Annotated in this window: 23 protein-coding genes; 16 read left to right on the forward strand and 7 right to left on the reverse strand. The window is 59.9% G+C overall.

Annotated elements, in window-relative coordinates; genetic code table 11:
• The first annotated feature begins 3 nt into the window (after positions 1-3).
• The 5 genes from NTD87_RS02995 to NTD87_RS03015 all read left to right on the forward strand — a co-directional run bounded on the left by NTD87_RS02995 (position 4) and on the right by NTD87_RS03015 (position 3,604).
• Positions 4-1,149: an MFS transporter gene (locus NTD87_RS02995; RefSeq protein WP_262111768.1), complete on the forward strand. Its 1,146-nt coding sequence runs from the start codon at positions 4-6 to the stop codon at positions 1,147-1,149.
• Positions 1,146-1,766 (forward strand): methylthioribulose 1-phosphate dehydratase, encoded by a 621-nt coding sequence (locus NTD87_RS03000; RefSeq protein WP_262111769.1) that lies wholly within the window; start codon positions 1,146-1,148, stop codon positions 1,764-1,766. The genes NTD87_RS02995 and NTD87_RS03000 overlap by 4 nt, the downstream gene beginning before the upstream one ends.
• Before the next feature lie 93 nt (positions 1,767-1,859).
• Positions 1,860-2,405 carry a 1,2-dihydroxy-3-keto-5-methylthiopentene dioxygenase gene (locus NTD87_RS03005; RefSeq protein WP_262111771.1) on the forward strand — a complete coding sequence of 182 codons (546 nt, stop codon included), beginning with the start codon at positions 1,860-1,862 and terminating at the stop codon, positions 2,403-2,405.
• A 4-nt stretch (positions 2,406-2,409) separates the two neighbouring features.
• Complete coding sequence (mtnC, locus tag NTD87_RS03010) at positions 2,410-3,093, forward strand: acireductone synthase (protein ID WP_262111773.1); 684 nt, start codon at positions 2,410-2,412, stop codon at positions 3,091-3,093.
• A 244-nt stretch (positions 3,094-3,337) separates the two neighbouring features.
• Complete coding sequence (locus tag NTD87_RS03015) at positions 3,338-3,604, forward strand: helix-turn-helix domain-containing protein (RefSeq protein ID WP_262111775.1); 267 nt, start codon at positions 3,338-3,340, stop codon at positions 3,602-3,604.
• A 70-nt stretch (positions 3,605-3,674) separates the two neighbouring features.
• Here the strand turns inward: NTD87_RS03015 and NTD87_RS03020 are convergent, their stop codons facing one another.
• On the reverse strand, positions 3,675-3,950 hold the full coding sequence (locus NTD87_RS03020) for a DUF3509 domain-containing protein (protein WP_262111776.1): 276 nt from the start codon (positions 3,948-3,950) through the stop codon (positions 3,675-3,677).
• Between the two features lie 430 nt (positions 3,951-4,380).
• Between NTD87_RS03020 and NTD87_RS03025 the strand changes: the two genes are divergently transcribed.
• The 5 genes from NTD87_RS03025 (at position 4,381) to speE (ending at position 9,036) form a co-directional block, all read left to right on the forward strand.
• The gene (locus NTD87_RS03025) at positions 4,381-6,219 is read left to right on the forward strand and encodes a long-chain-acyl-CoA synthetase (protein WP_262111777.1); all 1,839 of its coding nucleotides are present in this window, start codon (positions 4,381-4,383) and stop codon (positions 6,217-6,219) included.
• 97 nt (positions 6,220-6,316) lie between these two features.
• On the forward strand, positions 6,317-6,835 hold the full coding sequence (locus tag NTD87_RS03030; RefSeq protein ID WP_262111779.1) for an ankyrin repeat domain-containing protein: 519 nt from the start codon (positions 6,317-6,319) through the stop codon (positions 6,833-6,835).
• A gap of 229 nt (positions 6,836-7,064) precedes the next feature.
• Entirely contained in the window at positions 7,065-7,595 is a 531-nt protein-coding gene (locus NTD87_RS03035; protein WP_262111780.1) for a hypothetical protein, read from the forward strand.
• A gap of 88 nt (positions 7,596-7,683) precedes the next feature.
• On the forward strand, positions 7,684-7,875 hold the full coding sequence (locus tag NTD87_RS03040) for a PLDc N-terminal domain-containing protein (protein ID WP_262111781.1): 192 nt from the start codon (positions 7,684-7,686) through the stop codon (positions 7,873-7,875).
• Between the two features lie 285 nt (positions 7,876-8,160).
• Positions 8,161-9,036 (forward strand): polyamine aminopropyltransferase, encoded by an 876-nt coding sequence (gene speE / locus NTD87_RS03045; RefSeq protein WP_262111782.1) that lies wholly within the window; start codon positions 8,161-8,163, stop codon positions 9,034-9,036.
• 39 nt (positions 9,037-9,075) lie between these two features.
• Here the strand turns inward: speE and NTD87_RS03050 are convergent, their stop codons facing one another.
• The 4 genes from NTD87_RS03050 to NTD87_RS03065 form a co-directional block, all read right to left on the reverse strand.
• Positions 9,076-12,198, reverse strand: a complete 3,123-nt coding sequence (locus NTD87_RS03050) for an efflux RND transporter permease subunit (RefSeq protein WP_262111783.1) — start codon at positions 12,196-12,198, stop codon at positions 9,076-9,078.
• Entirely contained in the window at positions 12,195-13,433 is a 1,239-nt protein-coding gene (locus tag NTD87_RS03055) for an efflux RND transporter periplasmic adaptor subunit (RefSeq protein ID WP_262111785.1), read from the reverse strand. The genes NTD87_RS03050 and NTD87_RS03055 overlap by 4 nt, the downstream gene beginning before the upstream one ends.
• Entirely contained in the window at positions 13,430-14,689 is a 1,260-nt protein-coding gene (locus NTD87_RS03060) for a TolC family protein (RefSeq protein WP_262111787.1), read from the reverse strand. The genes NTD87_RS03055 and NTD87_RS03060 overlap by 4 nt, the downstream gene beginning before the upstream one ends.
• Positions 14,690-14,787: 98 nt before the next feature.
• Entirely contained in the window at positions 14,788-15,129 is a 342-nt protein-coding gene (locus tag NTD87_RS03065) for a hypothetical protein (protein ID WP_262111788.1), read from the reverse strand.
• 389 nt (positions 15,130-15,518) lie between these two features.
• On the opposite strand from NTD87_RS03065, the gene NTD87_RS03070 reads away from it, so the two are divergent.
• The 4 genes from NTD87_RS03070 (at position 15,519) to csrA (ending at position 19,520) form a co-directional block, all read left to right on the forward strand.
• Positions 15,519-17,606, forward strand: coding sequence for an LTA synthase family protein (locus NTD87_RS03070; RefSeq protein ID WP_262111789.1), 2,088 nt, complete (start codon positions 15,519-15,521; stop codon positions 17,604-17,606).
• 389 nt (positions 17,607-17,995) lie between these two features.
• Positions 17,996-18,811, forward strand: a complete 816-nt coding sequence (locus NTD87_RS03075) for an SDR family oxidoreductase (RefSeq protein WP_262111790.1) — start codon at positions 17,996-17,998, stop codon at positions 18,809-18,811.
• 52 nt (positions 18,812-18,863) lie between these two features.
• Positions 18,864-19,196 (forward strand): YnfA family protein, encoded by a 333-nt coding sequence (locus tag NTD87_RS03080; RefSeq protein WP_262111792.1) that lies wholly within the window; start codon positions 18,864-18,866, stop codon positions 19,194-19,196.
• A gap of 141 nt (positions 19,197-19,337) precedes the next feature.
• On the forward strand, positions 19,338-19,520 hold the full coding sequence (gene csrA, locus NTD87_RS03085) for a carbon storage regulator CsrA (RefSeq protein WP_262111793.1): 183 nt from the start codon (positions 19,338-19,340) through the stop codon (positions 19,518-19,520).
• A gap of 251 nt (positions 19,521-19,771) precedes the next feature.
• On the opposite strand, the gene NTD87_RS03090 is transcribed toward csrA, so the two are convergent.
• Both NTD87_RS03090 and mnmC read right to left on the reverse strand, forming a co-directional pair.
• Positions 19,772-19,999, reverse strand: coding sequence for a YheU family protein (locus tag NTD87_RS03090; RefSeq protein WP_019693006.1), 228 nt, complete (start codon positions 19,997-19,999; stop codon positions 19,772-19,774).
• A gap of 86 nt (positions 20,000-20,085) precedes the next feature.
• Positions 20,086-22,080 (reverse strand): bifunctional tRNA (5-methylaminomethyl-2-thiouridine)(34)-methyltransferase MnmD/FAD-dependent 5-carboxymethylaminomethyl-2-thiouridine(34) oxidoreductase MnmC, encoded by a 1,995-nt coding sequence (gene mnmC, locus NTD87_RS03095; RefSeq protein ID WP_410017452.1) that lies wholly within the window; start codon positions 22,078-22,080, stop codon positions 20,086-20,088.
• Positions 22,081-22,412: 332 nt separating this feature from the next.
• Here mnmC and pap point away from each other — a divergent pair, with 332 nt between their 5' ends.
• On the forward strand, positions 22,413-23,927 hold the full coding sequence (gene pap / locus NTD87_RS03100) for a polyphosphate:AMP phosphotransferase (RefSeq protein WP_262111796.1): 1,515 nt from the start codon (positions 22,413-22,415) through the stop codon (positions 23,925-23,927).
• Positions 23,928-24,030: 103 nt separating this feature from the next.
• Positions 24,031-25,215 (forward strand): thiolase family protein, encoded by a 1,185-nt coding sequence (locus NTD87_RS03105; RefSeq protein WP_262111797.1) that lies wholly within the window; start codon positions 24,031-24,033, stop codon positions 25,213-25,215.
• Positions 25,216-25,290 lie beyond the last annotated feature (75 nt).

Below are 25,290 nucleotides of genomic sequence, written 5' to 3' on the forward strand. Positions count from 1 at the left end.
GCCGTGGCGGCGCTTCCGTACTGGCGGTTATCCAGCTTCTATCTGTTCTATTTCGCCTTGCTCGGCTCGACCGCGCCGTTCCTGGCGCTGTATTTCGATCACCTGGGTTTTTCCAGCGCGCGCATTGGCGAGCTGGTGGCGATCCCGATGCTGATGCGCTGTGTCGCACCGAACATCTGGGGTTGGCTCGGTGACTACACCGGCCGGCGCCTGGCCATCGTGCGCTTCGGCGCGATCTGTACGCTGCTGACCTTTTCGCTGATCTTTGTCAGTAAAAGCTACGCCTGGCTGGCGATGGTCATGGCGCTGCATGCGTTCTTCTGGCACGCGGTGTTGCCGCAGTTCGAGGTCATCACCCTGGCGCATCTACAGGGCCAGACGTCGCGCTACAGCCAGATCCGCTTGTGGGGATCGATCGGCTTCATCATCACCGTGGTCGCATTGGGGCGGCTGTTCGAATGGTTGAGCCTGGACATCTACCCGGTGACGCTAGTGGTGATCATGGGCGCGATTGTCATCAGCAGCCTCTGGGTGCCGAACGCCCAACCGGCGCAGGGCAACCGTCTGTCGGGCGAAGGGTTTTTCAAGCAACTGCGCAGCCCCGGTGTGTTGGCGTTTTACGGCTGCGTAGCACTGATGCAGATGAGCCATGGGCCGTATTACACCTTTCTGACCCTGCACCTTGAACGCCTGGGTTATAGCCGCGGCGTGATCGGCATGCTCTGGGCCCTGGGGGTGGTCGCCGAAGTCTTGATGTTTCTGCTCATGAGCAAGATCCTTGCACGCTTCTCGGTGCGCCGGGTGTTGATGGCGAGTTTCCTGCTGGCGGCGTTACGCTGGTTGCTGCTCGGCTCGTTCGCCGAATTTTTGTGGGTGCTGCTGATAGCGCAGATTTTGCACGCAGCGACCTTCGGCAGCTTTCACGCCGCGGCCATCCATTTCGTGCAACGTAGCTTCGGCGCACGCCAGCAAGGGCAGGGCCAGGCGTTGTACGCGGCACTGGCCGGCACCGGCGGTGCGTTGGGCGCGTTGTATTCCGGCTACAGCTGGAACACCCTTGGCGCTACATTGACCTTTAGTATTGCCAGCGTCGCAGCTTTCGCTGCAGCCGTTATCATTGCCACACGTATGCAAGAGGACAGGCCATGAGCCTTACCCGTGAACAGCTTGCCCAGCAGATCATCGACGCCGGGCGTTTTTTGTATGGCCGTGGCTGGTCGCCCGCTACCAGCAGCAACTATTCGACGCGACTGTCGGCCAGCGAAGCCCTGTTGACCGTTTCCGGTAAACACAAAGGTCAGTTGGGGATTGATGACGTGCTGGCCACGGATTTGTCGGGTAATAGCCTGGAGCCTGGCAAGAAGCCGTCCGCCGAAACCCTGTTGCACACCCAGCTGTATAACTGGCGTACCGACATCGGTGCGGTGTTGCACACCCATTCGGTCAATGCCACGGTGTTGTCGCGGCTGCAGCAGAGTCCGGTCATCACGTTCGAAGACTACGAATTGCAAAAAGCCTTCAGCGGCATCGCAACCCATGAGTCCAAGGTACGGGTGCCGATTTTCGACAATGATCAGGATATCGAGCGTCTGGCGTCCAAAGTGCAGCCATGGCTCGACAGCCATCCCGACTGTGTCGGTTATCTGATTCGCGGTCATGGCCTCTACACCTGGGGCCCGAAGATGAGTGACGCGCTGCGGCAGATCGAAGCATTTGAGTTCCTGTTCGAATGCGAGCTGAAAATGCGCGCGTTGACTAACCGTTAACTTCACCTGAAGTTGCCAACCGCCTGATGAAACGCGTTGCCTGACCGGTCTGTAAAAGCCGGACGGCAGCGCCGCTAACGAGGAATTGCCAACATGAGCAGCCTGTCCGTTTACCACGTTTCAAGCCCGGACCTGCCGAACAAGGTCCTGACCCACTTCGACGATATCGCCTCGACCCTGGCCGAAAAAGGTGTCCGTTTCGATCGTTGGCAAGCGGCGGCGAAGATCCAGCCTGGCGCCAGTCAGGAAGAGGTGATCGCTGCCTATCAGGTACAGATCGATAAACTGATGACCGAGCGCGGTTACATTACCGTCGACGTGGTCAGCCTCAACAGCGATCACCCGCAAAAAGCCGAATTGCGCGCCAAGTTCCTCGATGAGCACCGTCACGCAGAAGACGAAGTACGATTTTTCGTTGCTGGCCGTGGCCTGTTTACCTTGCACATCGACGACTACGTGTACGCCGTGCTCTGCGAAAAAAACGACCTGATTTCGGTGCCGGCAGGCACAGCGCACTGGTTCGATATGGGTGAGCATCCGCACTTCGTGGCGATCCGTCTGTTCAACAACCCCGAAGGCTGGGTGGCCAACTTCACCGGTGAAGACATCGCCAGTCGCTTCCCGCGCCTTGAGGACTGAAGGCATGACCATCAAAGTCATTCTGACCGACATCGAAGGCACCACCAGTGCGGTGAGTTTTGTGTTCGACGTGCTGTTTCCCTACGCCGCCAGACATTTGCCGGACTTTGTCCGTCAGCAGGCGCAACGGGCCGACGTTGCCCGGCAAATCGACGCGGTTCGCCAGGACAGCGCCGAGCCTGGCGCTGACGTTGAACGGGTGATTGAAATCCTGCTGGGCTGGATTGCCGAAGACCGCAAGGCCACACCGCTCAAGGCCCTGCAAGGGATGGTCTGGGAGCAGGGTTATCAGGCCGGGCAGTTGAAGGGCCATGTCTACCCGGACGCGGTCGATGCGCTTAAACGTTGGCATCAGGCGGGGTATCAACTGTTTGTTTACTCGTCCGGTTCGATCCAGGCCCAGAAGCTGATCTTCGGTTGCTCCGAGGCCGGTGACCTGACACCGTTGTTCAGCGGCTACTTCGACACCACGTCAGGACCCAAGCGTGAGGCGCAATCCTACCGGCGCATTACTCAGGCCATTGGCGTCGAGTCTTCGCACATCCTGTTTCTCTCCGACATCGTTGAGGAACTGGATGCCGCCCGTGAAGCCGGCATGGCCACCTGCGCACTGGTGCGCGAAGGGGGGGAGCTCGCCGGGCATTCGAGTGTCAGCAGTTTTTCGCAGATCGATCCAGCCACTTTTTGAGTGGCAACGGCTGACAGCAACCTATGCGGTCAGCCGTCTTTCCATCAGGAACTAACATCACGGCCACTTTGCGTCTGTAGGACGTGTAGGAAGTTGCCTGTTGATAAGTCGGCCATGCCTGTTTGTGGTTTTCCTTACTTGTTTAATCTCGTCCCTGTGTAACTCTTCGGTCTGAAGTTTGTTCGCTTATCCAGGCACTGTGTGTACTGGGTAATGGTGCGGACTCTTGGCGAGAGGAGTAAGGATGAAAACACAAGACCGGGCCGGCGCTCCCGTGTTGAAAACACCGAAACGACAGCGTCCGGATCCGGTGGGCAAACCTTTGAGCGAAAAGGAACTGGAGATTTTGCGCTGGGCCAAGGCCGGGAAAACGGTGTGGGAAATCAGCGTGATTCGGAACATATCCGAGGCGACGGTGAAGTATCACCTGGGCAATATCTATTCCAAACTTGACGTTTCCAACCGTGCCCAAGCGGTCGGCGAGGCGGTCAAGCGCGGCTTGTTGAGCTGAGCTCACAACGCACTCAGGCCGTGTAGCGCAAGGCTTGCACGACCTGAAGGGTTTGAGCGGTGACTGTTTGCTACGAGTAATAGGTCGGCAGGGCGAAACGCTGCTGGCTTTGCAGCATGGAAATCTGCGGCAGCTCGCTGGCCTGTTCGGCCACGTCACGGCGAATGGCACTGATCGCCCAGGACAGTTGATCGCCGGCATGTAATTGGGCGTAGGAAATCGAGCGTTTGAACACGCGGCCCTCGCTGTTACTCAGCGTCAGCAGAATACCGCCGTCAGGGCGTGCCTGCGTGGTGACGTCGAAGTTGGAGAACAGGGACGAGAATTTTTCCTGGATCAGGCTCATGTCTATCGGCTCCGGTTACACATAATTGGCTAGCTTGAAGTGATAGGTGCACTGATTGTGCCAGTACGAATATTTTATAAAGTCGTTATAAATCAATAAGTTGAAAATAAGCGTTTTTTCAGCCTCGTGCATTCTGCATGAATGGCCATCGTGCATCCTGCATTTTGCGAGATCGCCAGTACAACGTGCGGGCGACCGTGCAGTGGTTAGCGGCAGTATCGACCCGGATACAAAACATTTCAAAAACCGCGTGTACAGCGACATAAGTGCGGGCGTACTTTTTGGCCTGTACCACGTCTTTTATTGAATCTCTAACGAGAGGTTATCGGCTGTCTCTCACACAGGGATGAAGTTGCCTGAACACCCCGAATACATGTTCGCCCGACAATAACAAAACAGGCCTGACATCAAGGGCCGAACGGGAGCAACCATGAGCAGCGCGTCAAACGACATGATCACCTGGGGCATGATGCTCCGTAAGTTGCCGTCCATTGCCAAAGCCCTGCCACGGGTAGTCAAGGGCCTCAAAGTTGCCAATGTCAAACAGCCGGATCAGCCCTGCGGCCTCGGTTGGAGCTTCGAGCAGGCGACGCAACGCAACCCCGATGGCCTGGCGCTGCTGCAAGGTGGGGTCAAACTCAGTTATGCACAGGTCAACCAGTGGGCCAACCGCATTGCCCACCATTTGATTGCTCAAGGCACTGGCAAAGGTGATGTGGTCGGGATCTTCATCGAAAACCGCCCGGAGCTGCTGGTCACGGTGCTGGCGGTGGCCAAGGTCGGCGCGATCAGCGCCATGCTCAATACCTCGCAAACCCAACAGGCGCTGGTGCACAGCCTGAACCTGGTCGAGCCGGTGGCAATTGTGGTGGGCGGGGAGTTGGTCGAGGCGTTTTCGGCGATACGCGAGCAGGTTGCAATTGACGCTGCGAGAACCTGGTGTGTGGCCGATCAGGACACCTCCCGTGATCCCGGCTCGGTGCCCGCAGGCTTCATCAACCTGATGCGCGCCAGCGCCGATTGCCCGACAGGCAACCCGGCCAGCAGCCAGCAGGTGTACCTCGACGACCCTTGTTTTTATATCTACACCTCCGGCACGACCGGATTGCCCAAGGCCGGGGTGTTCAAGCATGGCCGCTGGATGCGGACCTCTGCCAGTTTTGGCTTGATCGCTTTGAATATGCGCCCCGACGATGTCGTCTATTGCACCTTGCCGCTCTATCACGCCACAGGGTTGTGCGTGTGCTGGGGCTCGGCGATTTGCGGGGCGTCGGGCTTTGCCATTCGGCGCAAATTCAGCGCCCGCCAGTTCTGGAACGACGTGCGCAAGTATCAGGCCACCACCATCGGCTACGTCGGCGAGTTGTGCCGGTACTTGATCGATCAACCGCCGAGAGCCGACGACCGTGATAACGCGGTGGTGAAGATGATCGGCAACGGCTTGCGCCCCGGCGTCTGGAGCGAGTTCAAGCGGCGCTTCGGGATCAATCACATCTGCGAGTTGTACGCCGCCAGCGACGGCAACATCGGTTTCACCAACATCCTCAACTTCGACAACACCATCGGCTTCTCGCTGATGTCCTGGGAGCTGGTCGAGTACGCCCACGAGAGTGGCGCACCGATCCGCAACAGCAAGGGTTTCATGCAAAAAGTCGGTAAAGGCGGGCAAGGCCTATTGCTGGCGAAGATCGATGACAAGGCGCCGCTGGACGGCTACACCGATCCGCAGAAGACCGAGAAGGTCGTGCTCCACGATGTCTTCGAGAAGGGCGATCGCTACTTCAATACCGGCGACTTGCTGCGCAACATCGGTTTTGGCCACGCACAGTTTGTCGACCGCCTCGGCGATACCTACCGCTGGAAGGGCGAGAACGTCTCGACCACCGAGGTCGAGAACATCCTCTTGCAGCATCCTCACATCGCCGAGGCGGTGGCCTATGGCGTGGAGATCAGCAACACCAATGGCCGCGCCGGCATGGCGGCAATCACCCCGGCTGAATCGCTGGCCACTCTGGACTTCAGTGAATTGCTGAAATTCGCTCGCCAGCACATGCCGGCCTATGCGGTGCCGCTGTTTTTACGGGTCAAGGTGAAAATGGAGACCACCGGGACGTTCAAGTACCAGAAGACCCGCCTCAAGGATGAAGCATTCGATCCGGGGAGAACCGGTGACGATCCGATTTATGCCTGGCTACCGGGCTCGGACACTTACGTGCAGATCACCGAACAGGTGCTGGCGAATATCCACAGTGGCAAGCTCCGTTATTGATTCTGGCTATGGCCCGGCGAGAGAAAAAAGGGGTGACAGGTGTAAGGCCGCTTAAGGAAACTAGCGGCTTTGCGATCGACCGAATGTGGAGTCCCCAATGTCAGACAAATCCCGCCAGATGACCCCGGAAGAAGCCGCGGAGTTTGCCGAGCAGGTGTTCAACAAGGCCCGCGATGGCGACGCGGCGATGCTCGCCGCGCTGCTGAGCAAAGGCTTGCCGCCGAACCTGCGTAATCACAAGGGCGACACTTTGCTGATGCTTGCCGCTTACCACGGCCATGTCGATGCGGTGAAAGTGCTGCTTGAGCACAAGGCCGATCCAGAGATCCGCAACGACAATGGCCAAAGCCCGATTGCCGGCGCGGCGTTCAAAGGTGATCTGGCCGTGGTCACCGCGCTGGTCGAAGGTGGCGCCGAGGTTGAAGGTTCGTCCTTTGATGGCCGCACCGCGCTGATGATGGCCGCGATGTTCAATCGCAGCGCAATCGTCGACTATCTGATCAGCAAAGGTGCCGATCCCAAGGCCAAGGACGCCAATGGCATCAGCGCACTGGACGCAGCCAAAACCATGGGCGCCGCCGATACCACCGCACAACTGCAAAAACTGCTCGGCTGATCACGACCCCTGTGGCGAGGGGGCTTGCTCCCGCTGGGGCGCGAAGCGGCCCTGAATCCTGAACCCCGGTTTTATCTGATACTCCGAGTGTTTCGGATTACGACTGCTTCGCAGCCGAGCGGGAGCAAGCTCCCTCGCCACAGATGGGCACCTGACCTCGGGCTCGGTATCTCTTCGCGAATACGCTATCCTTCGTGCCCTCAAAACTCCCTCGCTACAGGATTTGCCCATGAAAGCCGCACTCATCGAACTCATCAGCAAAATCAGCTCCGGCTGCATGAGCGAGGCGGAAATTGTGCAGATCGCCGACGAAGCGGCCCAGGCCTATGCCGATCCCGAGGCGTTCCTGGCGGCCAACCCGGACATCAACTATGACGACACTTTCCCGATCCCACTGGGGGAGTGGGTGGTGGTCGGCAGTCTGCCGCAAACCGTGCTGTTCCAGGCCGACACCTACATGGACCTGTTCGCACAGATCGTTGCGTCCTTCGGCCCGGGTGTGGCGTTCAACATCAAGCCCAAGCAGTTGGCCAAGACCGAAGCGTTGACCGCACTCAACCGCATCCAGATTCAAATGGGCAGCATGAACCCGGAAAACGGCGGTTACACGCTGATGAACTTCAGCCAACTGCTCGATGACGAGATTCAGGTCGTGCTGGTCTTTGGCAACGACGTCCCACGGGTGCTGGAGTTGTGCGCACACGTCGGGATTGCCGCCGCGCCGTCCCTGGAAGCGCTGAAAGTGGCGATTCACGTTTAAGGCCGTTACTGCGCCAAGCGTAATAAAGCGGAACCCTCGTCAGGTCGGACTATCCTAAGGGGGCATAATTTCTTCTGGGAGCGACACCATGGGTTCCACCTTCAATGGCCTGGTCGGCCTGATCATCTTCGCGCTGAATATCTGGGCGATCATCAACGTGCTTAGAAGCAGCGCGGAAACCGGGATGAAAATCATCTGGGTGCTGCTGATTCTCCTGCTCCCGGTGCTGGGCCTGGTTATTTGGGCGATTGCGGGGCCTCGAGGCAATATGCGGTTCTGAATCCATCCTCAAATCCAACACATTCCAATGTGGGAGCGAGCCTGCTCGCGATGCAGGCGCCGCGGTTTTTCAGTAAACCGCGTCATCGCTCATCGCGAGCAGGCTCGCTCCCACAGGGTTCACTGTGTGCTTGAATGATCTTTGGTCTGACGAAGGTTCGACCTGTCATGTTCGGCGTCGTAGAATGCGCGCCTTTCCTTGGTCAATCGCCTGCCCAGCGTCTGCGATTGTCCATCATGGTCGGGTAACCGTCCGTTGCCACCAGCATTCACCGGGGGACTTCCCATGAGCACCACCAAGACCAGCGAGTACCTGGAAACCCTCTACGAAGGCTACGGCCAGCGTTTTCGCATGGAAAAGCTGCTGCACGAAGTGCGCACCGAGCACCAGCACCTGGTGATTTTCGAGAACCCGCGCATGGGCCGGGTGATGGCGCTGGACGGCGTGATCCAGACCACCGAAGCCGACGAGTTCATCTACCACGAGATGCTCACCCACGTGCCGATCCTCGCCCATGGCACCGCCAAACGCGTGCTGATCATCGGCGGTGGCGACGGCGGCATGCTGCGTGAAGTGGCAAAGCACCGCAGCATCGAACACATCACCATGGTCGAAATCGACGGCACCGTGGTCGACATGTGCAAGGAATTTTTGCCGAACCACTCCAAAGGTGCGTTCGATGACCCACGCCTGAACCTGGTGATCGACGACGGCATGCGTTTCGTCGCCACCACCCAGGAAAAATTCGACGTGATCATCTCTGACTCCACCGACCCGATCGGTCCGGGTGAAGTGCTGTTCTCGGAGAACTTCTACCAGGCGTGCCGCCGTTGCCTGAACGAAGGCGGCATTCTGGTGACCCAGAACGGCACGCCGTTCATGCAGATCGAAGAAGTGAAAACCACCGCCGGCCGCCTGCGTAGCCTGTTCCCGGACTGGCACTTCTACCAGGCCGCGGTGCCGACCTACATCGGCGGCGCCATGACCTTTGCCTGGGGCGCGACCAACACCGCGTACCGCAAACTGTCCCGCGAAACCCTGAGTCAGCGTTTTGCCGGCAGCGGCATCATCACGCGCTACTACAACCCGGAAATCCACATCGGCGCCTTCGCCTTGCCGCAGTACGTGCTGCAAGCGGTGAACAAGCCAAGCAACGACTGATCGATGAGCACCGTGGGGGCTCGGCCGCACGGTTCTGGTCTACAGATTGCGGCGGCGCATCAAGCGATAAGCCGCCGGAATCACGAACAACGACAGCAGTGGCGCCGTCAGCATGCCACCGACCATGGGCGCGGCAATCCGGCTCATGACTTCACTTCCCGTCCCGCTGCCCAGCAGGATCGGCAACAACCCGGCAATGATGACCGCAACGGTCATGGCTTTGGGCCGAACCCGCTGCACCGCACCCTCGCGAATCGCCTCCACCAACCCTCGTTCAGTGCTGTCACCGGCGTCCTCACGTTCAGCCCAGGCGTTCTTCAGATAGAGCAGCATGATCACGCCAAACTCGGCAGACACCCCCGCCAACGCAATAAAACCGACCCCGGTCGCCACTGACAGGTTGTACCCCAGCAGGTACAGGAACCACGCACCGCCAATCAGTGCAAAGGGCAGGGTGCCCATGATCAGCAGGGCTTCGTCGAAGCGTTTGAAGGTCAAATAGAGCAACACGAAGATGATCAATAACGTCGCCGGCACCACCAGCTTGAGCCGCGCGTTGGCTCGCTCAAGAAACTCGAACTGCCCCGAATAGCTCAGGCTCATGCCAGGCTGCAACGTCACGTGTTGGCTGACCGCTTGCCGCAAATCGGCGACGGTCGACGCCAGATCGCGCCCGCGCACGTCGATGTAGACCAGCCCCACCGGCCGGGCGTTTTCGCTCTTGAGCATCGGCGGGCCGTCGCTGACCTTGATCTTTGCCACGCTGCCGAGGGTGATTTGCAGGCCTTGGGCGGTATAGATCGGCAACTGTTCAAGGCCGCCGAGGGTGTCACGCCACTCGCGGGGATAACGCAGATTGATCGGAAAGCGCGCCAGACCTTCGACCGTTTCACCAATGTTTTCCCCGCCAATCGCACTGGCGACGATCGATTGCACTTCTGCGATGTTCAATCCGTAACGCGCGGCGGCCGGGCGATTGATGTCGACATCGATGTAACGCCCGCCGGTCAGGCGCTCGGCCAGTGCCGAGCTGACCCCCGGAACCTTCTTCGCCACTTGCTCGATGGCTTGGGCGACCTGATCGATCTGCGTCAGATCGGTGCCGGACACCTTGACCCCGATCGGGCTTTTCACCCCGGTGGCCAGCATGTCGATGCGGTTGCGGATCGGTGGAATCCAGATGTTGGTCAGGCCCGGTACGCGCACGGTCCGGTCTAGTTCCTCCACCAGTTTCTCCGGGGTCATGCCCGGCCGCCACTGATCACGCGGCTTGAACTGGATGGTGGTTTCGAACATCTCCAGCGGCGCCGGGTCGGTGGCGGTTTCGCCGCGTCCGGCCTTGCCGAACACGTGCAGCACTTCCGGCACGGTTTTGATCATCCGGTCGGTCTGCTGCAACAGCTGCGCAGCCTTCTGGGCGGACAACCCCGGCAATGCCGAGGGCATATACAGCAGATCCCCTTCATCCAGCGGCGGCAGGAACTCGCCGCCCAATCGCGACAGCGGCCAGGCGACGCTGAGCAGCATCACCACCGCCACCAGCAAGGTGATTTTTGGCCGGCGCAACACTGCACTCAGGGCTGGTTGATACAGCCGAATCAGCCAGCGGTTCAACGGATTACGTTGTTCGCTGGGGATCGAGCCGCGAATCCAGTAGCCCATCAGCACCGGCACCAGCGTGACCGATAACCCTGCTGCGGCCGCCATGGCGTAGGTTTTGGTGAAAGCCAGCGGCCCGAACAGCCGTCCTTCCTGAGCCTGCAGGGTGAACACCGGAATGAACGAAAGGGTGATGATCAGCAAGCAGAAGAACAGCGCCGGACCCACTTCAGTCGCCGCATCGGTCATCACTCGCCAGTGATGTTCGCCGTTGAGGGGCTGGCCGGGATGGGCCACGTGCCAGGCTTCGACTTTTTTGTGGGCGTTCTCGATCATCACCACCGCCGCATCGACCATCGCCCCGATGGCAATCGCGATACCGCCCAGGGACATGATGTTGGCGTTGATCCCCTGGTGGCGCATGACGATAAACGCAATCAACACCCCGACCGGCAGCGAGATGATCGCCACCAGCGAAGAACGCAAGTGCCAGAGAAACAGCCCGCACACCAGCGCCACGACAATGAACTCCTCGAGCAGTTTGAAGCTGAGGTTGTGCACGGCGCGGTCGATCAGTTTGCTGCGGTCGTAGGTCGGGACGATCTCCACCCCAGGCGGCAGGCTGCTTTTCAGTTCATCGAGGCGCTCTTTGACAGCGGCGATGGTTTCACGGGCGTTTTTGCCGCTGCGCAAAATCACCACACCGCCGACGGCTTCACCTTCGCCGTCGAGTTCGCTGATCCCGCGACGCATCTCCGGGCCCAATTGAACCGTCGCAACATCCGCCAGGGTCACCGGAGCACCCGCAGCGGTGAGCTTGAGCGGGACCGCGCGAAAGTCATCGAGGGTTTTCAGGTAACCGGAGGCACGCACCATGAATTCAGTCTCGGCCATCTCCAGCACGGCACCGCCGGTTTCCTGGTTGGCCTTGCCGATGGCCTCGATCACCTGGCTGTGGGTCACCCCCAGATTCGCCAGCTTCAAGGGGTCGAGCAGTACCTGATACTGCTTGACCATGCCGCCGATGGTCGCCACTTCGGCGACGTTGGGCAGGGTCTTGAGCTCGTATTTCATAAACCAGTCTTGCAAGGCGCGCAGTTGCGCCAGGTCATGGCTGCCGGAGCGGTCGACCAGGGCGTATTGATAGATCCAGCCGACCCCGGTGGCATCCGGCCCCAACGCTGGTTTGGCACTGGCCGGGAGACGACTCTGGACCTGGCTCAAGTACTCAAGCACCCGCGAGCGCGCCCAATACAGGTCGGTGCCATCTTCGAAAATCACATAAACGAAGCTGTCACCGAAGAACGAGTAACCGCGCACGGTCTTGGCCCCCGGCACCGAGAGCATCGTGGTGGCCAGTGGGTAGGTCACCTGGTTTTCGACAATTTGCGGTGCCTGTCCGGCATACGGTGTGCGGATGATCACCTGGACATCGGAGAGGTCCGGCAAGGCGTCGATCGGCGTGCTTTGCACCGACCAGATGCCCCACGCGGTGACGAACAGTGTGGCCAGCAGCACCAGCAAGCGGTTGCCCACCGACCAGCGAATCAGTGCAGCTATCATGGCTGGCCTCCGGTGTTATCCAGTGGTGTGGCGACGATGCCTTTGAGGCTCGCTTCCGAGTCGATCAAAAACTGCCCGGAGCTGACCACTTGCTGGCCTTCCTGCAACCCCCTGAGCACCACGGTTTTACCGGCGTTTTCTTGCCCGGCCTCGACCTCGACCGGTTGGTAGTGCCCGGCGTCCTTGGCAATGATCGCGATTACTCGACGACCGGTGCGGATCAGCGCTTCACTTGGCACCCACAGTCGGGTTTGCTCGTTTGAATGCTTGAACTGCACCTGTGCGGTCATGCCCGGTCTGAGCTGTCCCTGCGGGTTGGCCAGCTCGATCCGCACGCGAAGGGTGCGGCTGTCGGTATTGGTTTCGGGCAGGACGGCACTGACGGTGCCGCTGAGCATTTTGCCCGGGAAGGCCGGCAGACGGGCGCTGACGGTCTGGCCTTCGCTGATGGAACCCGCCTGAGATTCCGGTACGGCCAGCGATAACCAGACGCTGCTCAAACCATTGACCCGCGCCAGCGTCTGGCCTGCGGTCACGTTCATGCCTTCACGGACTTCAAGGGTCTGCAACACGCCGCCAATCGGGCTGGTCAAGGTCTGCACCGTCTGGACCTTCGACTGGCGCTCCACCTGACTGATCAACGCGGCCGGCATCCCGGCCAGTTTCAGTCGCTGGCGCGCAGCATTCAGCAGGCTCGCATCGCCCGTACGTTTGAGGGCGAGAAACTCCTCCTGCGCGGCGGCCCATTCCGGCACCAGAATGTCGGCCAGTGGTGCATTGGCCTTGAGCACATCACCGGGTGCACGGGCATAAACTCGCTCGACGAAACCGCCAGCGCGTGCCTGGATCACCGCGACGTCGCGCTCGTTGAGGGTCAGCACGCCCGCGACTTCGGTGCCTGGATCGAGCGCACCGCGGGTAACGGTGGCCAGACGCAGGCCGAGATTCTGCGTCAGTCCCGGGTCGATACTCAGCGGCGCAGTATCGCTTGCGGCGTCGGCATAGCGCGGCACCAGTTGCATGTCCATAAAGGGCGACGGCCCCGGTTTGTCGAACTTCTGCTGCGGGTACATGGGGTCGTACCAGTACAGCGGGTTTTTTGGGTTGTCTTGCGCCTCGGCGGCCGCTGCCGGGATGGCCGTGCGGTGTGTTTGTGCGAACCAGTAACCACCGGCCGCCCCGATCACGATCGAGAGCCCGGCCAACAAGGCGCCTTTGACGATAAAAGTGCTCATTGGTGGTGTTCTCCATAAGCGAAGTACAGCCGTGCCCCGGTCAGGGCTCGTTGTTCTTCGTAATCGGTGTGTTTGAGGCGGGCGTCGATGAGTTCGCGGCGAGCGGCAATCACCGACATCAGGTCGCCTTTGCCTGCGCGGTAACTGGCCATGCTCAGTTCGACCTTTTCCCTGGCCAATGGCAGCAGGCTGGCCTGGCTGCGTTGTACCGCCCGGTTCAAGCGTTGGTAGTCGGCCAGGTCCTGTTCCAGTTCCTCGGTGTGTTTGCGCGTTACCGCTTCCTGTTCGGCCTCTAACTGGTTCAGTTCGGCGTGGCGGGCGGCGACTTTCGGGTTTTGCCGTTTATCAGGGAACAACGGCAGGTCGAAGCTCAGTTGCACGCTGACCATGTCACCAAACTCGCGGCTGCGACGTTGGTAGTCGACTTCCCAGCTCCAGTCGGACTTTTTCTCCGCTTCGGCTTCCCGTACTTTGGCCTCAGCTTCGCGGGTCATGGGCGCGAAGGCCGAAAGCACCGGGTGGTCCTGCAATTTATGGCTGTAGCCCAAGGCGTCGACCGGCCACACCGGCAAGTTACCCACAGGTGAATCCTTGGCGGCCGGACCGATCCAGCGTTTGAGCGCGGCAGTGGCGCTGGCGCGCAGGCGGGTCAGCTCATCCTGTTGCTCCTCCAGGCGTGCGGCTTCCTGTTTCGGCGTCACCGCATCGGCAGGCTGGCCACGGCCGCCGGCGATCTGCGCACGAACCGTCTCGGCCAGCAGGCGGTTTTCCTGGTAGAAGTCCTTGAACAACGCCTCTTTGCGCGCTACCGAATAAAGGTTGATCCAGGCTTGGGCGGTGGCCTGACGCACACTCAGGCGCTCGATGCGGCCTTGCGCCTGCGCCCGGTCGACGGCGGCTTCCGCGACTTCGACTCGGGCCTGGCGTTTGTCTCGATTAGGAACCTGCTGCACGACCCCGACCATTTGCGAGGTCATGGAGTCGTCATTGAGGGAGCCGCGATTGGGGCCGCTGATGGGGTAGTTCTGTACGCCCAGCAGTAACTTGGGGTCCGGCAGTTCGCCGGCCGGGATGGCGTCGGCAGTGGCCGCTTGCAGGCGGGCAGCCTCGGCGTTGAGGGTGGGGGCGTTGTTCTCGGCCAGGCGCAAGGCCTCATCGAGTGTCAATGGCGCGGCGGCCAGGTTCGGGGTGGCAAGCACGCTTGCCACCAGGGCGGCCATGAGCGGCCAGCCGGTGCAGTTGCACATGGATTTCATGTGGATGATTCCTGTGATGATCCACTGCACGCCTTTTATGCAGGCGCGCAGGTGTCCCTCGGCGCTATGGCTTGAGGGGGTTCAAAGAAGCACAGGAATCAGACGCGAGGAGGGCGCCACACACCGGAGAGGGTCCGGGCTGGGAGAAAGTCGCTGGAAACGGAAATGCTGAGTGTGCTGAACCGGGGGGTAGCCGGTTTGATCATTGAAACTTGCAGAATACCGCCGGACTTGCATTCCTGACCGGGCTTGCACGGGTTGCCGTGATTCGAAGCTTTGTCCATGTCATGGCAGCAGCCTTGATCCATGCCGGCCATCATCGCCATGCCCATCGAGGTCATCGGGCAGGGTTCCGTAGGCGCAGCAACCCCAGCCATCGCGCTCAAGGGCAGGGCGAAGCTGATCAGCAAAACCAGGAACAGTCGCAGTCGGTGTTTCATGGGCTGGAGTCTAGTCGTAGAAAGGACTGACGACAATTGCCGATCCCGGGAGATGGGTAACTCTGTGCATGTTCGGGGAGGCCGGTTTACCGAAGGTATATTGTGTTTCCAGATATGCGTTGTACGAAATTTTCACAAACGCTCCAAGACAATTCGCCCGCACAGATTTCACGCCAAGCCCTTGGCTTTACTCTTGTTCCAGAGCCATGGAAGTCAAACTTTGAGGGGAACTCGCCAGTAATGAATGGCAATGCCGTGAGTGATCGTGCAACATTTGCGCATCGCGCAAGCTCCTACGGCCATTTCCTGCAAGTCACTGCAATGAGAGGGCAGGGCGCAGCTATTTCTTTTTCTTTGAAACTTCAACTTCCAATGGGTCCTAAAACGACATGGCAATCCCGGACGCCCTGAGTCCGCAGCGAGCTTCGAATCGCTTGCTGCAACCGACCGTCAAATCGCATCTGTCTTATACGCTGCTCTGCGCCCTGGTCATGATGGTGATGCTCTCCCTGCTGCGCGTTGCGCTGCTGGTTTACAACCGGGAGATGATTCTTAACACACCGGCCTCGACCTTCCTCGAAGCTTTTGTCAACGGTCTGCGTTTCGACCTGCGTCTGGTGGTTTACCTCAGCATTCCGCTGTTGCTGGCCCTGTTCAGTGTCCGGGCAATGGCGGCCCGTGGTCTGTTCCGGCTCTGGCTGACCATCGTCTCCAGCATCGCGCTGTTCCTGGGCCTGATGGAGATGGACTTCTACCGCGAGTTTCACCAGCGCCTCAACGGTCTGGTCTTCCAGTATGTGAAGGAAGACCCGAAAACCGTGATGAGCATGCTCTGGTACGGTTTCCCGGTGGTGCGTTATCTGCTGGCCTGGGTCGTTGGCACCTGGCTGTTGAGCCTGGCATTCAAGGGCGCCGACCGTGCAACCCGTCCACGTGGCCCGTTCAGCGGTGGCAGCATCGGCACCCGTCAGGTGGCTCCGTGGTATGCGCGCATCGCGGTATTTGTGGTTTGCCTGTTGATCTGCGTCGTGGCTGCCCGTGGCACCCTGCGTCAAGGCCCGCCGCTGCGCTGGGGTGACGTTTACACCACCGACTCGAACTTCGCCAACCAGTTGGGCCTGAACGGCACGCTGCAGTTGATTGAGGCTGCGAAGAGCCGTATGTCCGAAGAGCGCGACAACATCTGGAAGGCGACCATGGAGCAGCCTGAAGCCCAGAAAATTGTCCGCGAAATGCTGGTAATGCCGGACGATAAGCTGGTTGACGCCGATATCGCTGCGGTACGCCGCGACTACACACCGCCGGCCGACAAAACCCTGCCGATCAAGAACGTCGTTGTGATCCTGATGGAAAGCATGGCCGGTCACTCGGTAGGTGCCTTGGGTGCGCCGGGCAACATCACGCCGAACCTCGACAAACTGGCGAAAGAAGGCCTGTTGTTCGACCGTTTCTTCTCTAACGGCACCCATACCCACCAGGGTATGTTCGCCACCATGGCCTGCTTCCCGAACCTGCCGGGCTTCGAATACCTGATGCAGACCCCGGAAGGCAGCCACAAGCTGTCCGGCTTGCCACAGTTGCTCAGCGCCCGTAAATACGACGATGTGTATGTCTACAACGGTGATTTCGCCTGGGACAACCAGTCGGGCTTCTTCAGCAACCAGGGCATGACCAACTTCATCGGACGTAACGACTACGTCAACCCGGTGTTCTCCGACCCAACCTGGGGCGTGTCCGACCAGGACATGTTTGACCGTGGCCTGCAGGAGCTCAAGGCGCGCGAAGGCAAGCCGTTCTACGCGCTGCTGCAAACCCTGTCCAACCACACACCGTATGCGTTGCCGACGCCATTGCCGGTCGAGCAAGTCACTGATCGTGGCAGCCTGAACGAGCATTTGACCGCCATGCGCTACGCCGACTGGGCGTTGGGGCAGTTCTTTGAAAAGGCCCGTAAAGAGCCGTACTTCAAGGAAACCCTGTTTGTCATCGTCGGCGACCATGGTTTTGGCAACGAGCGGCAAATCACCGAAATGGACCTGGGCCGCTTCAACGTGCCGATGCTGATGATTGCACCGGGCATCCAGGAGAAGTTCGGTCAACGTGACCACACCGTGGGCACTCAGATCGACATCGTGCCGACCATCATGGGCCGTCTCGGTGGCGAAGTGCGTCATCAGTGCTGGGGCCGCGACCTGCTCAATCTGCCGCAAGGCGACACCGGTTTTGGCGTGATCAAGCCATCGGGCACCGAGCAGACCACGGCCATCGTCACGGCTGACCAGATCCTGATTCTGCCCAAGGAAATGGATCCGAAGATGTACCGGTACCAACTGGGTGCCAACCCGCATGCCGAAGTCATCCCGAATGCACCGCGTACCGCTGAGCTGCAACAGAAGCTGGAAGCGTTCCTGCAAACCGCGACCAAGAGCTTGCTGGATAACACGGCCGGTGTAACCGAAAGCATGCAGACCAAGTAAGGCTGCAACAAAAAACGAGGCTCGCAAGGGCTAATGCCGGTCAGTTAAGGCACAAACCTGTGGGAGCGAGCCGGCTCCGGGCGGCGTTCCGACGATGACGGCATAACATTCAACATCAATGTTGATTGACCCACCGCTATCGCGAGCAGGCTTGCTCCCACATGGATTGCGCTTAACTGACCGAAATTAGGCCCGTAAGGGCCTCTTTTTTATCCGTTGTAGTTGTCGACGGTCAAATACTGCCGAGAATCCGCGCGGCGTGGCGCAGTTCTGCGCCACGCAACCGCTGCGGTTTGCCTGGGGCATTCAGCAATTTGATGGTCATAGGTGTAGGAAAATCCTTCGCTACACTGCGAAACATCTTCCCCAGAACAACAAGGCAACTCCCTATGCAAAATCGCATGATGATCACTGGCGCCGGCTCCGGCCTGGGTCGCGAAATCGCTCTGCGCTGGGCTCGAGAAGGTTGGCAGTTGGCATTGTCCGATGTCAGCGAGCCGGGCCTGCAGGAAACCCTCAAGCTCGTCCGTGAGGCCGGAGGTGACGGTTTCATTCAGCGTTGCGATGTGCGTGACTACAGTCAGCTGACTGCCTTCGCACAAGCGTGTGAAGTAAAGCTGGGCGGCATCGATGTGATCGTCAACAACGCCGGCGTGGCTTCTGGTGGCTTCTTCAGTGAGCTGTCGCTGGAAGACTGGGATTGGCAAATTGCGATTAACCTGATGGGCGTGGTCAAAGGCTGCAAGGCCTTCCTGCCGCTGCTGGAAAAGAGCAAAGGCAAGATCATCAACATCGCCTCGATGGCCGCGTTGATGCAGGGCCCGGCCATGAGCAACTACAACGTGGCCAAGGCCGGTGTGGTGGCGCTGTCCGAGAGCCTGCTGATTGAGCTGGCGCAGCAGGAAATCGCCGTGCACGTGGTTTGCCCGTCGTTCTTCCAGACCAACCTGCTCGATTCCTTCCGTGGTCCGACCCCGGCCATGAAAGCCCAGGTTGGCAAGTTGCTGGAAAGCTCGCCGATTACCGCCAGCGATATCGCCGATTACATCTACCAGCATGTTGCCGCAGGCGAGTTCATGATCTTGCCTCACGAACAGGGCCGTATGGCCTGGGCACTCAAACAAAAGAACCCGCAACTGCTCTACAACGAAATGACCGTGATGGCCGACAAGATGCGCGCCAAGGCCAAACAAAGTTGCGAGTAGCGGGCTGCGTCGCTAGGGTTGCCGCTTCTGGCCGCCCTGACGAGATGTGTGCATGCTTAATTACCTGTGGTTTTTCCTCGCCGCGTTGTTCGAAATCGCCGGCTGTTTTGCCTTCTGGATGTGGTTGCGGCAGGGCAAAAGCGCCTGGTGGGTCGTGCCGGCGCTGCTCAGCCTGATGCTGTTCGCGATACTGCTGACCAAAGTCGAATCAACCTACGCGGGTCGTGCTTATGCCGCCTACGGGGGCATTTACATCATCGCGTCCATTGGCTGGCTTGGTGTGGTCGAGCGGATTCGACCGCTGAGCTCGGACTGGCTGGGCGTTGCACTCTGCGTGTTAGGTGCGAGCATCATTCTGTTTGGCCCGCGCTTCTCTGCCGCTTGAGCCATCGGCGTTGCGATGCAGGGCAGGTCTGTAGGAGGAGTCATTCTGCCGCGTAGGGCAGGACTGTTTTACCGCTGTTGCATTGAAGACCCGGCGCCAGCCGGTCATCTTCAAGGCCCGGTAACCTCAAGGACAAGAGCCATGCTCGTACTCAGCCGCGTTGTGGGCGAATTGATCTCCATTGGCGACAACATCTCTGTGCGTATCCTCGCCGTGAACGGAAGCAACGTTCGCTTCGGTGTCGAGGCCCCGCAAAACATCAATGTGCACCGCGCTGAAGTCTACGAGCGCATTCGGGCCAAACGGGTACAGGGCAAGCGCTAATGCCAGTCAGTTAACGGAAATCTATCGCCTGGTGATCAATTGTGGCGAGGGAGCTTGCTCTCGCTCGGCCGCGAAGCGGTCGTAATCTGGCAATTGCGTTACATCTGAAAATTCGCGGTGGTTGATTTTAGGGTCGCTTCGCGACCCAGCGGGAGCAAGCTCCCTCGCCACAGGTAGTGTGCTCGGCGAATTTTCCCTTAACTGACTGGCATTAAGGCAAGCGCGGCTGAAGTGCCTGGTCAAATCACCGCTCAGTCAAACAGGTGCTTGGGCACATCGTGCTTGAGCATCAGCTGGCATTGCTGACTTTCCGGATCGAACACAATCAGCGCCTGACCTTTGCTCAACGCATGGCGCACCCGCAGCACGCGGGTTTCCAGCGGGGTTTCGTCGCCGTTATCGGTACCGTCACGGGTAACGAAGTCTTCGATCAGGCGGGTCAGGGTGTCGACTTCAAGTTGGTCGTGGGGAATCAGCATAGGCACCTCGGGTCATCAATCCGGCGATCCTACGGCGCTTCACGCCGCAGGACCAGCCCGCAGGCCTGATGTGGGTGATCCCTGCATCAAGAACCGCGAATCAGCTTGCGCAAGGCAAACCGGTTTGGATGGCAGGCTTCGGCGACGCTTCGGGGCAAGGGCAGTGGTTCGTTGTCCAGCCACGCAGCGAGCAACTCGCCGGACAGTGGCGCGGTGATCAAACCGCGGGAGCCGTGACCGCTGTTGACATACAACCCGTCGAGCCATGGGCAAGCAATGTCCGGCACCTGTCGAGCGTCCTTGCTCAGTGCGGCGTAGGCTTGGGCGAATGCCTGGCTGTCGGCCAATGGGCCGACGATCGGCAGGTAGTCGGGGCTGGTGCAGCGGAACGCGGCGCGACCTTGTAGCTGTTCCGGGATCAACTCTTCGGCGTGCAGGCGAGTGACCAGATCGCCGGAGATTTCCTTGAGCAGCTCAAGATTACCAAGGTGTTCGGCGGTGGTCGGGGTCAGGTCGTCGCTCTTGAAGTCGAAGCTGGCGCCCAGGGTGTGTTCACCCAGGCGCGCAGGTGCAACGTAACCTTCGGCGCAGACCACCGTCGCCAGACTCTGGCTTTCAGCCGTTTGTGCCAATCGGGTGATTTGCCCGCGAATGCGTTTGAGCGGCAGCTCGGCACTTTGCGCGAAACGTTTGATTTCAGCCGCGCCGGCCAGTATCACCACGGGCGCACTGGCCAGCAGGGTGTCGCCCTCCCAGGCTTGCCACTGATGATCGACCTTGCGCAGCTCCAGCACATCGCGGTGGGTCAGCTGTTGGATGTTGGGTTGCGAGGCTTGCCACTGGCACAGGGCCGGTGGATGAACCCAGCCACCCTCTGGATAGAACAACCCGCCATGGGCCAGTCCGATTCCGGCCTGGGCCTGCGCGTGTGGCTGATCCAGCAGGTGCAACAGGTCGGCGGGAAAGGCCGCCGCCAACTGCGCTTGACGTTCGGTTTCCTTGGCATTGAACGCCAGTTGCAGCACTCCGCAATCGTCCCAGTCGACGCCGCGTTGCAAGTGCTCGAGCACGCGCCGGGTATGCCCGAAACCGCTGACGATCAATTGCGAAAGTGCGGTGCCATGGGCCGAGAGTTTCAGGTACAGCACGCCTTGCGGGTTGCCTGAGGCTTCTTGCGCCAGATCGGCATGCCGTTCCAGCAGGCTGACCTGCCAACCGCGCGCGGCGAGGCTGGCGGCACTGGCACAACCGGCGAGCCCGGCGCCGATCACCAGTGCACGACGTTCGCCGACAACCGGGTGAGGGCGAGCAAACCATGGCTTGGCGGTGATCGGGGCAGGAATCTCTTCAGGCCAGCCGACGAACACACCACGCAGGATTTCCCATTTGTGGCCGATACCTGGCGTGCGGCGCATCTTGAAGCCCGCCGCGTTGAGCAGGCGGCGTACCCAGCCGGTGCTGGTGAAGGTGCTGATGGTCGAACCGGGCGCCGCCAAACGCGCCAGTTCGGCAAACAGTTCGGCGGTCCACATGTCCGGGTTTTTCGCCGGGGCGAAACCGTCGAGAAACCACGCGTCGATCTGCGCGTCCAGCTGTGGCAGTTGCTCCAGCGCATCGCCGATCAACAGCGTCAGGGTCACGCGGCCGTTGTCCAGCACCAGCCGCTGAAAGCCTTGGTGGATGGCGACGTACTGCGCCAATAACTGATCGGCAAAGGGCTTGAGGTCCGGCCAGAGCGCCAGGGCCCGTTGCAGGTCTGGCGGGCTCAGCGGGTATTTTTCGACGCTGATGAAATGCAGCCGCGCGCCGGCCACTGCTTGTTGTTCGAACAGCTGCCAGGCGCAGAGAAAATTCAGCCCGGTGCCGAAACCGGTCTCGCCAATCACTAGCTTCTCGCCCGCCGGCAACTCGGCAAAACGTTCGCTCAGGCGGTTTTGCTCGATGAACACGTAGCGGGTTTCATCAAGGCCCGATTGATCGGAGAAATACACATCGTCAAACACCCGCGAACGCGGGCGACCTTGGTCGTCCCAGTCGAGCTGGGCATGCGGTACGGGGTTCGGCAGTATTTCAGGATTCATGGGCGGCTCAGGCGTGGCAAGGCGGCCATTCTAGCCGATCAGGGCGACGGCGATTGATCCATGGCAGGGTTCGAGGGCGCTGACTCAGCGAAAATCCATGGTCGGATTCGGTTTTTGTGGCGAGGGAGCTTGCTCCCGTTGGACGGCGAAGCCGGCCCAAAACCTGACCAAGTGATTTATCCGTCGAACACCGTCAACCGTCAACCGTCAGACGACTGCTGCGCCCGAGCGCGGACCGGCCGGCGGGAGCAAGCTCCCTCGCCACGGGGAATTTCTCTGCTGAACACCTGCCCAATCCGCTAGTCTTGCTCAATCTTGGAAGGGAGCCACTCATGTTCGAATCTGCCGAAATCGGTCATGCGATTGATAAAGAAACCTACGAAGCTGAAGTGCCGGCGCTGCGTGAGGCTTTGCTTGAAGCCCAATACGACCTCCGACAGCAGGGCCGTTTTCCAGTGATCGTGCTGATCAACGGGATTGAAGGCGCGGGTAAGGGTGAGACGGTCAAGTTGCTCAATGAGTGGATGGACCCGCGACTGATTGAAGTACGCACCTTCGATCAGCAAACCGACGAAGAGCTGGCGCGACCAGCGGCCTGGCGCTATTGGCGGATGCTCCCGGCCAAGGGGCGGATGGGGGTGTTTTTCGGCAACTGGTACAGCCAGATGTTGCAGGGGCGGGTCCATGGCCTGTTCAAGGACGCGGTGCTGGACCAGGCGATCAACCAGACTGAGCGTATGGAGAAAATGCTCTGCGATGAAGGCGCGCTGATCTTCAAGTTCTGGTTTCACCTGTCCAAGAAGCAAATGAAGGCACGCCTCAAGGCCTTGCAGGACGATCCGCTGCACAGCTGGCGCATCAGCCCGCTGGACTGGCAGCAATCGCACACCTACGACAAATTTGTGCAGTACGGCGAGCGGGTGATTCGCCGCACCAGCCGTGACTACGCACCCTGGCATGTGATCGAAGGCGTGGACGCCCATTACCGCAGTCTGAGCGTGGGCAAGATCCTGCTCGAAGGCCTGCAAACTGCCCTCAAACGGCCCAAGGTCAAACCGGACAAAGTCAACGCCGCGCCGCTGCCGACCAGTGTCGATCAACTGAGCCTGCTCGGCAGTCTGGACATGAGCCAGCGACTGGAAAAAAACGATTACGAGGAGCAACTGATTACCGAACAGGCGCGTTTTTCCGGCCTGATGCGCGACAAACGCATGCGCCGACACGCACTGATCGCGGTGTTCGAGGGCAATGACGCAGCGGGCAAGGGCGGGGCGATTCGTCGTGTGGCTGCGGCACTCGACCCGCGCCAGTACAGCATTGTGCCGATTGCCGCGCCGACTGAGGATGAGCGCGCGCAGCCGTACCTGTGGCGGTTCTGGCGACAGATCCCGGCACGGGGAAAATTCACCATTTTCGACCGTTCCTGGTACGGCCGGGTGCTGGTGGAGCGCATCGAGGGCTTCTGCAGCCCGGCCGACTGGATGCGCGCCTATGGCGAAATCAACGATTTCGAAGAACAGATCAATGCGTCCGGCGTGATCGTGGTGAAGTTCTGGCTGGCTATCGACAAGCAGACTCAGCTGGAGCGTTTCCAGGAGCGCGAAGCCATTCCCTTCAAACGCTTCAAGATCACCGAAGACGACTGGCGCAACCGCGAGAAGTGGGACGACTACCGGACTGCCGTTGGCGACATGGTTGACCGCACCAGCACCGAGGTCTCGCCCTGGACGCTGGTGGAAGCCAACGACAAGCGCTGGGCCCGGGTCAAAGTGCTGCGCACTCTCAACCGCGCGCTGGAAGACGCCTTCGAGAAATCCGACAAGCAGGAGAAGAAGTCGAAGAAGTAGTCCGATGGTTTTGCATACGCGGGGTGAATGATTGTCGCGGTCGTCGGGAGCTGGATTTATGCTCGATCCACTTCCTTGAACGACAACAACACTGAGGTGTGCCATGCGTGAAGTAGTGATCGTCGATAGCGTGCGAACGGGCTTGGCCAAATCCTTTCGTGGCAAGTTCAACCAGACGCGTCCGGACGACATGGCGGCCCATTGCGTCAACGCGTTGCTTGCGCGCAACGACATCGATCCGGCCAGCGTCGAGGATTGCATTGTCGGCGCCGGCTCCAACGAAGGCGCCCAGGGTTTCAACATCGGTCGCAACGTGGCAGTGCTCTCGCAGTTGGGCATCGGCACCGGCGGCATGACCCTCAACCGCTTTTGCTCATCGGGCTTGCAGGCGATTGCCATCGCGGCCAACCAGATTGCTTCGGGTTGCAGCGACATCATCGTCGCGGGTGGCGTCGAGTCGATCAGCCTGACCATGAAAAGCGTCAATACCGACAACCTGATCAATCCGTTGCTCAAGGAGCAAGTACCAGGCATCTATTTCCCCATGGGCCAGACTGCGGAAATCGTCGCCCGTCGCTACAGCGTCAGCCGCGAAGAGCAGGACCGCTACGCCCTGCAAAGTCAGCTGCGCACGGCGCAGGCGCAGGCCATGGGGTTGTTCGACGATGAAATCGTGCCAATGGCGGTGACGTACAAGGTCGAGGACAAAAACACCGGTCAGGCGCAGATGCTTGAAGGCATTGTCGATCGCGATGACTGCAACCGTCCGGACACCACTTACGAAAGCCTGGCAGGACTCAAGCCGGTATTTGCCGAAGACGGTTCAGTCACGGCCGGCAACTCTTCACAACTGTCTGACGGCGCCTCGATGACCCTGGTGATGAGCCTGGAAAAAGCGCTACAGCTGGGTCTCAAGCCGAAAGCCTTCTTCCGTGGTTTCACCGTTGCCGGTTGCGCCCCGGACGAAATGGGCATCGGCCCGGTGTTCTCGGTACCAAAACTGCTCAAGGCCAAGGGTTTGCAGGTGGCGGATATCGATCTGTGGGAACTCAACGAAGCCTTTGCTTCGCAGTGCCTGTACAGCCGCAATCGCCTGGAAATCGACAATGAAAAATACAACGTCAACGGCGGCTCGATCTCCATCGGCCACCCGTTTGGCATGACTGGCTCGCGTCAGGTCGGGCATCTGGTGCGCGAACTGCAACGGCGCAACCTGCGTTACGGCATCGTGACCATGTGCGTGGGCGGCGGGATGGGGGCTACGGGGTTGTTTGAAGCGGTGCGTTAAACCCGAAAGGCTGTGTCGGTGCGACCGATACAGTCTCATTTACGGCATCGCGCCAACTGTCCCTGTGTGAGGCCT

The organism is Pseudomonas sp. 6D_7.1_Bac1 (assembly GCF_025465945.1).
Taxonomy (GTDB): domain Bacteria; phylum Pseudomonadota; class Gammaproteobacteria; order Pseudomonadales; family Pseudomonadaceae; genus Aquipseudomonas.